At 71.8% G+C, this 8,699-nt stretch carries 7 protein-coding genes; all 7 read left to right on the forward strand.

The features are described 5' to 3' along the window. On the forward strand, positions 1 to 526 hold a 526-nt coding region (locus AC1D15_RS10740), incomplete at its 5' end, for a SctK family type III secretion system sorting platform protein (protein WP_477825964.1). Continuing rightward, a complete protein-coding gene (gene sctL, locus AC1D15_RS10745) occupies positions 508 to 1,125 on the forward strand; it encodes a type III secretion system stator protein SctL (RefSeq protein WP_477825965.1) in 618 nt (205 codons plus the stop codon). The genes AC1D15_RS10740 and sctL, both read left to right, overlap by 19 nt. Then, entirely contained in the window at positions 1,125 to 2,450 is a 1,326-nt protein-coding gene (locus AC1D15_RS10750; RefSeq protein WP_477825966.1) for a FliI/YscN family ATPase, read from the forward strand. The genes sctL and AC1D15_RS10750 overlap by 1 nt, the downstream gene beginning before the upstream one ends. A gap of 1 nt (position 2,451) precedes the next feature. Continuing rightward, a complete protein-coding gene (locus tag AC1D15_RS10755) occupies positions 2,452 to 2,934 on the forward strand; it encodes a serine kinase (protein WP_477825967.1) in 483 nt (160 codons plus the stop codon). A 25-nt stretch (positions 2,935 to 2,959) separates the two neighbouring features. Next, positions 2,960 to 3,739: a type III secretion system export apparatus subunit SctT gene (sctT, locus tag AC1D15_RS10760; protein WP_465113148.1), complete on the forward strand. Its 780-nt coding sequence runs from the start codon at positions 2,960 to 2,962 to the stop codon at positions 3,737 to 3,739. A 4-nt stretch (positions 3,740 to 3,743) separates the two neighbouring features. Beyond that, positions 3,744 to 4,775, forward strand: a complete 1,032-nt coding sequence (locus AC1D15_RS10765) for an EscU/YscU/HrcU family type III secretion system export apparatus switch protein (RefSeq protein WP_477825968.1) — start codon at positions 3,744 to 3,746, stop codon at positions 4,773 to 4,775. Between the two features lie 44 nt (positions 4,776 to 4,819). Further along, positions 4,820 to 8,699 (forward strand): DUF4781 domain-containing protein (locus AC1D15_RS10770; protein ID WP_477825969.1); only part of this gene is annotated, 3,880 nt, incomplete at its 3' end.

Below are 8,699 nucleotides of genomic sequence, written 5' to 3' on the forward strand. Positions count from 1 at the left end.
CTTCGGCGCGGCCGGGCAGGGCGTGCTGGCACAGCTGTTGCGCGCCGAGGCGGGCGCGCCGCGCTACAACGTCGATTCGCGCCTGGGCCGGCTCGCGCTGGTCGACGGCGCCTCGCTGCGCCGGCTGGCCGCCTACACCGGGCTGTGCGCGCACAAGTCGCTGCTGCGCCAGCGCGGCATCGGCGCCGTGCTGCGCCGCCAGGCACGCCGCTTCGATGCCGACGCGGCCGAGTTCGTCGCCGAGCGCCTGCCRGCGCTGACCGAGCTGCGCATGAACGTCGCCGCACTGCAGCAGCACCCGGCGGGTGCCGGCCGCACCGTGCTGGACCGCGGCTACCGCCTGCTGCTGGCCGCGCTGGCCGGCGAGGGCGAGGCCGTGCTGCGGCGCGTGCAGCGCAAGTTGCCGCGGCGCGTCAGCACGCTCGGCCTGCCGGAGCTCGCGCCGCGCCAGGCGAACCAGCTGCAGGAAGTGATGCTGCAGTGCCTCATCCCCGAAAGGTTGCCCGCATGGGACTGGCTTTTCTGATCACCACCGAGAACCTGCAGCTGCTGAGCGAACGCAAGGTGCTGAAGGAGGCCGAGTACGCGGCGCTGCTGGATGCCGCCGCGCTGGTCGAGGCGGCGCGCCGGGAGGGCGAGCGCATCGTGCGCCAGTCGACCAGCCAGGCCGAGGACAGCCGCCGGCGCGGCTACCAGGAGGGCTTCGAGGCGGCGCGCGCCGAGCACGCGCAGCGCGTCGTGTCCGATGCGGTGGCGACCGAGCGCCAGCTGCGCGCGCTGCGTGCGGCGATGGCGCAGATCGTCGTCAAGGGCGTGGCGCAGTTCGTCGACGAGCTCGACCCGGCGACGCTGATCGAGCGCGCACTGCAGCGCGTGGACACGCTGATCCGCCACGAGCCCTTCCTGACCATCCGCGTCGCACCGGCGCAGGAGCCGATGCTGCGCGGCGCGGTGGCGCGCCTGCAGGGCGAGGGCGGCCTGCCGGCCAGCATCGCGGTGCAGTGCGACGCCTCGCTCGCGAGCGGCGCCTGCGTCGTGCAATCGGCATCGGGCACGCTGGAGATCGGCGTCGATGCGCAGCTCGAGGCCTTCCGCAAGGCGATCGAACGCCAGGGGGGGCGCTGATGGATGCCGCCGCGCTCGACATCGTCGCCGACCTCGAGCACGCGCTGCGCCGTGCCGCGCCGGCCGGCATCCGCGGGCGCGTCAGCCGCGCGGTGGGCATGACGATCGAGGCGACCGGCATCCAGGCCCACGTCGGCGAGCTGTGCGAGCTGACCACGCCGGGCGAGCCGCCGCTGCTGGCCGAGGTGGTCGGCTTCTCGGGCACGACCGCGATCCTGACGCCGATGGGACCGACCACCGGCCTGTCGGCGCTGACCGTGGTGATCCCGTCGGGCCGCGGCCATGTGTGTCCGGTCGGCGACGGGCTGCTCGGGCGCGTGCTCGATGCGCTGGGCGAGCCGCTGGACACGCTGGGCCCGCTCGAGGTGAACGCGCGGCTGCCGGTGCACCGCGAGCCGCCGAACCCGCTGCAGCGCAAGCTGATCGAGAAACCGCTCGCGACCGGCATCCGCGCCATCGACGGCCTGCTGACGCTCGGCGAAGGCCAGCGCATCGGCGTGTTCGCGCCGCCCGGCATCGGCAAGAGCACGCTGCTGGGCATGCTGGCGCGCGGCTCGACGGCGGACGTCAACGTGATCGCGCTGATCGGCGAGCGCGGCCGCGAGGTGCAGGAGTTCCTCGAATACAACCTCGGTGCCGCCGGGCTGGCGCGCAGCGTGATGATCGTGTCGACCTCCGACCGCCCGCCGATGGAGCGCATCAAGTCGGCCTATGCCGCCACCACCATCGCCGAGCACTTCCGCGACCAGGGCCGGCGGGTGCTGCTGGTGATGGACTCGCTGACGCGCTTCGCGCGCGCCCAGCGCGAGATCGGCCTGGCCAGCGGCGAGCCGCCGACGCGGCGCAGCTACCCGCCGTCGATCTTCTCGATGCTGCCGCAGCTGCTGGAGCGCGCCGGGCGGGGGCGCCGCGGCTCCATCACCGCGGTGTACTCGGTGCTGACCGAGGGCGACGAGGAGAACGACCCGATCGCCGAGGAGGTGCGCGCCATCCTCGACGGCCACCTCGTGCTGTCGCGCAAGCTCGCGGCGGCCAACCACTACCCGGCGATCGATGTGCTGGCCAGCGTCAGCCGCGTGATGTCGAACATCGTGCCGCGCGAGCATCGCGCCGCGGCGGCCCGTTTTCGCGCGCTGATGGCGCGCCACCAGGAGCTCGAGATGCTGATCCAGATCGGCGAATACCAGGCCGGCAGCGATCCGCTGGCCGACCGCGCGATCCAGTCGCGCGCGGCGATGCAGGCCTTCCTCGCGCAGGCGCCGGAGACGGCGGTCGCGTTCGACAAGACCGAGGCGGCGCTGCGCCGGCTCGCGGGAGCGGACTGAGATGGACGTCGACTGGAAGCTGCTGGTCCGCGTGCGCGAGCAGCACCGCAGCCGCGCGCAGCAGCGCGTGGCGCGCGAGCGCGAGGTGGCCGCGGCGGCCGTCGCACAGGCCCGGGCCCTGCGCGAGGCCTGGTTGCACGAGGTCGAGGCGCGGAGTGCCGTCTGGGCATCGGTCGCCGGCCGGCCCGAAGTGCTCGACATTGCATTGATGCGCCAGGCGAGCGCCTGGAGCCGTACGCTCGACGGCCGCGTGCGCGACAGCGCGCAGCACGCCCAGCAGGCGCGCGATGCAGCGCTGCAGAAGCAGCAGGATCTGGAGGCCTGCCGCCGGCAGCTGCGCAGCGCCGCCGGCGACCTGCAGAAGGCCGAGCAGATGCACGAGCGCGTGCGGCGCGAAGCGCGGCGCCAGGCGCAGTCGCGCGCCGACGAGCAGCTGGAAGAGAACGCAGCGCAGGCCTGGGCGGCGCGGCGCCCGCCGCGTTGAACGTCACACGGAAGGAGACCGCACGATGCCGATGGCCGAACTCGCCGCGCTGGAGCAGACCGTCACATCGGCCGCGCTGACGCTGCCGCGGCTTGCCGCGGTGTTCGCGGTGATGCCCTTCCTGTCGGGCCAGCTGCTGAGCGGCTTCGTGCGCGCCGGGCTGCTGGGCATGCTGGCGCTCTTCATGTCGCCGATCGCCGGCGAGATGCCCGAGCTGTCGCTCGGCCTGTGGTTGCTGATCGCCTGCAAGGAGGCGCTGATCGGCCTGCTGCTCGGGCTGGGCTTCGGCATTTTCATCTGGGCCATCCAGAGCGTGGGCGACCTGATCGACTTCCAGACCGGCTCGGCCAACGCGTCCTTCTTCGACCCGGTGGCTGGCCACGACAACGGGCCCACCGGCGAGTTCCTCGGCTGGCTGGTGATCACGCTGTTCGTCGCGGCCGGCGGGCTGCTGGCGCTGGTCGGCGTGATCGTCGACTCGTACCGGCTGTGGCCGGTGGCGTCGTTCTTCCCGAACGTCGGCAAGGTGCTGGAGGAGTTCGCGATCCGCCAGGGCGACACGCTGTACCTGTGGATCGTCAAGCTCGCGTCGCCGGTGCTGCTGGTGCTGGTGCTGGTCGAGCTGGGCATGGGGCTGATCTCGCGCGTGGCGCCGCAGCTCAACGTGTTCGTGTTCTCGCAGCCGCTGAAGAGCCTGCTGGCCACGCTGATGATGCTGCTGTTCCTGTTCTTCGTGTACGAATCGCTGCAGCAGTTCCTGCGCCCGTCCAACGGCGTGCTCGAGTTCCTGCGGCTGGCGTTGTAGCGCGATGGCCGAGAAGACCCGCGACCCGACGCCCAAGCGCCTGCGCGATGCGCGCAAGCGCGGCGAGGTGGTGTTCAGCGCCGACGTGCCGGGCACGCTGTCCTTCATTGCCGTCGCCGCCACGCTGTGGCTGCTCGGTGCCGCGCTGTTCGGGCTGCTGCGCGAGCTGTGGTGGCACGCCACCAGCCCCGAGGTGCTGAGCCGGCCGGACGATCGCGTCGTCGAATTGCTCTCGCACACCGCCGGGGTGCTGCTGTGGGGCGCGCTGCCGGTGATGGTGGTCGCCGCGCTGGCGGCGGCGGTCGGCTGCTTCGCGCAGGTCGGGGCGCTGGCCACCTGGTCGCGCATCAAGCCCGACGTGAACCGGCTGAACCCGGCCGAGGGGCTCAAGCGCATGTTCTCGACGCGCAACCTCGTCAACCTGCTGAAGATGTTGGCCAAGTCGGCGCTGCTCGGCGCGCTGCTGGCCGTCGTGACCGCCAGCTTCCTGAACACCGCGCTGAAGCTCGGCTACGCCCAGCCGCCGGCCGTGCTGGTGGTGGCGGCCAGTGTGCTGCTGACGGTGTCCGGCTGGGCCGCGGTGATCTACGTCGTGATGGCCGGCGTCGACTACGCCCATGCGCACCACGAGTTCATGAAGCAGCAGCGCATGTCGATCGAGGACCTGCGCCAGGAGCACAAGGAATCCGAGGGCGACCCGGTCAATGCGGGCCGCCGGCGCATGGCGCACTTCGAGGCGGTCTACCTCGGGCTGGCCGACCGGGTGCGCGTGGCCTCGGCGCTGATCTGCTCGGGCAGCACCGCGGTCGCGCTGCAGTACCTGGGCGAGCGCGACCTGCCGCGGGTGATCGCGCGCGGCGAGAACGAGGTCGCTGCGCAGATGCGCCGCCTGGCCGGCGAGGCGCTGATCCCGATGGAATTCGATGCCGCACTGGCCGGCCGGCTGTACGACGAGGTGCCCGAGGGGCAGGCCATCCCGCGCTCGCTGTACGAGCCGGTGGCGCGGCTGCTGCGCTGGGCCGAAGGCCGCGAGTAAACGAACAGACATGAACCCACAGACTCAGACGCGAGGAACCCACCATGTCCTTCCTTGATTCGATCGGGCGCGTGTTCCAGGCCCTGCCGCCGCCTCCTCCTCCTCCGCCCCCGCCGCCGCCGCCCCCCCCSCCGCCCCCGCCGGCTCAGCCGCCGTGGTACTCGGCGCAGAGCGCCGCCGCCATCGAGGCGCGGCGCGTGGCGCTGCAGTCGGCGGTGACRCGCACCAGCGGGCTCGAGCAGCAGCTGAAGGACCAGGTCGAGCAGCGCAACGAGACGCTGGCCAACGGCGGCAAGCCGGCTGCCGCGAAGGAAAAGGCGCTGGACGACACCTACGGCCAGTACATGGCCGCGGCGCAGCAGGAGATGCGCGTGGCAGCCGACAAGGCGAGCCAGGACGGCGCCGACCCGCAGGCCTCGCTCGATGCGCAGGAGACGCTGATCCTCGAACGCGCGAAGAAGAGCGGCGCGTTCGACAKGAAGGGCGTCACGCCGCAGATCGACGGCCTGCGCGACGAGGTGAAGGCCGAGGATCCCGAGGTGCGCACGCTGCACGTGAAGCAGTTCGATGCGGGCGAGACCGACCGCAAGGCCATCGATGCGCAGCAGAAGACCGTCGACGACCTGCAGGCCAAGGCCGACACCGCGACCCACGCGGCCGAAGGCTACCGCAACCCGAGCGCCGCCGACCGGCACGACCCCGACTACTTCCGCGCCAAGGCGGCCGCGGAGAACGAGGCCCGCACCGCGCAGCTGGCCGCCGACGGCGCGAAGGCGACGCTGCAGCGCATGGGGCTCGATGCCAGCAAGACGCAGACCGACCTCAACCTGAAGGTCGCCGATATCGGCGTGCGCAAGGCACAGGACGCGTACGCGAGTGCGCAGCACAGCGGCTCGTCATCCGTCGTCGATGCGGCCTACCAGAAGCTGCAGGACGCGATCGACGTGCGCGACGTGCAGCGCCAGGTGCACGAGGTGGCCGACGCCCGCCTCGCGAAGTTCGACGCCGATGCCGCGCTCGGCAACGCGAAGGACACCTGGGACCAGGCCTCGCGCAGCCGTGCGGCCGTCAACCCCGAGGACCGCTTCGACCCGAACCGCGAGTTCTGGGCGGTGCCGGGCAGCGACCTGGGCAAGAACGTCCACTTCAAGGACGGGCGCTGGCAGTACCAGGTGAACATCCATTGGGGGCCGGACGAGTGGACCGACCTGCCGAAGGAAACCGCCGCGCTGTGGGATGCCGACAAGACCGCGAAGGCCGCGACCGAACGCGCCACCCAGGCCGAGACCGCCTATGACACCCTCTACCGCGACCGCGTCGGCGACCCGTCGACAGGCGACGCGCGGCTCGATGCGAAGCCGTGGCTGGACAAGGCCGACGCCATAGTCAGCGACCTGTCGAAGGCGAACGGCGCGGTGCACGACGCCGACCTCGCGGTGCAGGCGGCGCGCCGTGACGGCAAGCCGCAGCGCGAGATCGACGCGCTGGAGACCGACCTCGGCGCGAAGCTCGAGACGCAGCGCACGGCGCAGGCCCAGGCCGATGCGCTGCAGTCGGTGCGCGACCTGCGGCAGGCGCGCGTCGAGCTGGCCGCGGCGCAGCGCACCGACACCGGCGCCGGCGCGACCAAGCCGTCGCAGGCCACCGTCGACGCGCAGAAGAAGGTCGACACGCTGACCGGCGACACGCGCAACAAGATCTCGAACGCGAACAAGCTCGCCGGCTCCGAGGCCGACCTGAAGACGCAGGAGGACGAAGCCCGCAAGGGCCTGGCGGGCGCGAAGCAGGCGCTGGCCGACCAGGACGATGAAGTCGACAAGGCGCGCAGCGCCTGGGCCGCCGCGGCGCCGGCCGACAAGGACGCGCAGCAGAGGAAGCTCGACCAGGCGCTGGCCGAGTACGACAAGCGCAGCCTGACCGTCAAGGACTACGAGAGCCGGCTCGGCCTGGTCGACAGCGAGCGCGGCCTGCTCGCGGCGCAGCACGACTACGACACCTTCGGCTTCGTGAAGCCGGTGACGACGCCCGGCAGCCAGGGCAAGAACCATCGCAACACCGCCGCCACGACCACCTACCCGCCCGGCTAYGACCGCACCGCCGCGCTGGTGCCGCCCGGCGCGTACGCCGAGACCGCCAACCTCGGCTCGATGGCGAAGGACGACGACGGCTTCAGCACGCTGAGCGACGGCACCAAGGTGAAGCAGCAGGACGGCGTCACCACCTTCAAGCAGAAGGACGGCACCGAGATCCGCGAGGAGCACGGCGAGTTCAAGGTCTACTTCATGCAGGCGGCCGGCCATTCCAGTGCGCTGTCGAAGAAGGGTGTCGACATGCACCCGGTGACCGAGCGGCTGTGGCGTGCGCAGGCCGCCGCGCTGAAGGCGCGCGTCACGCGCGCCGATGTCGAGGGGCAGCTCGCGACGCAGGCGAGCGACCGCCCGCCGGCGGTCAGCGTGCCGGATGCGCTGGCCGGCGCGAAGGGCGCCCAGGGCAGCGCCGTGCCGACGCTGAACCTGGACGACGCGGTCGACACGCGGCTGGTGCAGGTCGCGGCCGCGATCCGCGATGCGCATCATTACGACGCGCCGGACGCCGGCAGCCTGTCGTCGCGCGAGTACACCGCGCTGCAGGCGGTGCAGGCCTTCCAGGATGCGCGGCGCACGCTGCAGCTGGCGCAGGCCGATGCGCGCGACGGCAAGCCGGCCGGCGACCTGCATGCGCTGCAGGTGAAGGTCGACGATGCGCGCACGCATGCGGTCGACGCGCGCTCCGACTGGCTGGAGCTGTACCACCAGCAGACCACCGGCTCGAAGAAGACGGTGGTCGACAGCGCCCGCACGGCGCATGACGGCTGGCTGAAGGATCACCCTTACCTGAAGGGCACCGACGGCGAGAAGCGCAGCGCGACCTGGAAGGCGCTGCAGGCCGCGCAGGACGACTTCGACGTCGCGCAGCGCGCGATGACCGCCAACGCCGCACCGGGCGCCCACGCCGAGCAGGCCGAGCTGCTGCGCTCGCTGAAGCCCGAGGATCGCAGTGATCCGGCAAAGCTGTACGAGAAGTTCAACGAGAACCCGGCCGTGATGGCGCAGGCGCTGATCAACGACCATTACGTGATGTACGGCGGGCGGTCCACCGAGATGCACGGCCGCACGCACATCGGCAACACGGTGGCGGCCTCGTTCGGCTGGCAGCCGTCGGTCACGCTGGACCCGTCGCAGCCGGACCAGAACGCGCAGGCGATGCTGTCGCAGGACCTGTTCGGCAAGCTCGGCGAGGACCAGCGGAAGATGCTCGACGGCGTGGTCGACGAGATCGTCGACGTCGGCGGCGAGAACGCGAAGGTCACCGTGGTGCCGGTGGTCTATGCGACCAAGGAGTCCGGCATCGTCAAGACGGCGCTGTTCAAGGTCGAGCGCCAGGACGGGCCGGGCGTCAAGTACGTCGACGAGCAGGGCTGGAGCTACGACAGCATCGACGACTACCGGGCCAACAACAGCCTGCCGAGCACCGGCTGCACGCTGGTGATGCCGGAGGACGGCGAGTTCAAGGTGCAGGACGACGGCAACATCAAGCTGTTCGTCGGCGATGCGCGCACCGAAACCGGCTTCGAAAAGGCCCGGCGCAAGTACCACATCGACACGATCGCGGCGGTGGCCGGCGTGGTCGCCGGCGTGGTGCTGATCTGCGCGACCGGCGGTGTCGCGGCGGTGGCGCTGGTGGGCGTCGGCGCGACCATGGCCTATGGCGGCGTGACCGCGACCGCCGACCTGGTGAACATGGCCGACCACGGCCAGTCGCTGAACCCGTTCACCAACGAGCGCGCCCGCATGAGCGAGGTGTCGCTGCTCGGCATCGCGCTGGGCGCCGGCGCGATGGGGGCGGGCGTGCGCGTCGCGGCCCTGGGCGCGCGCGGCGCGGCCG

The sequence above is a fragment of the Rhizobacter sp. P2_H2 genome (assembly GCF_056403375.1).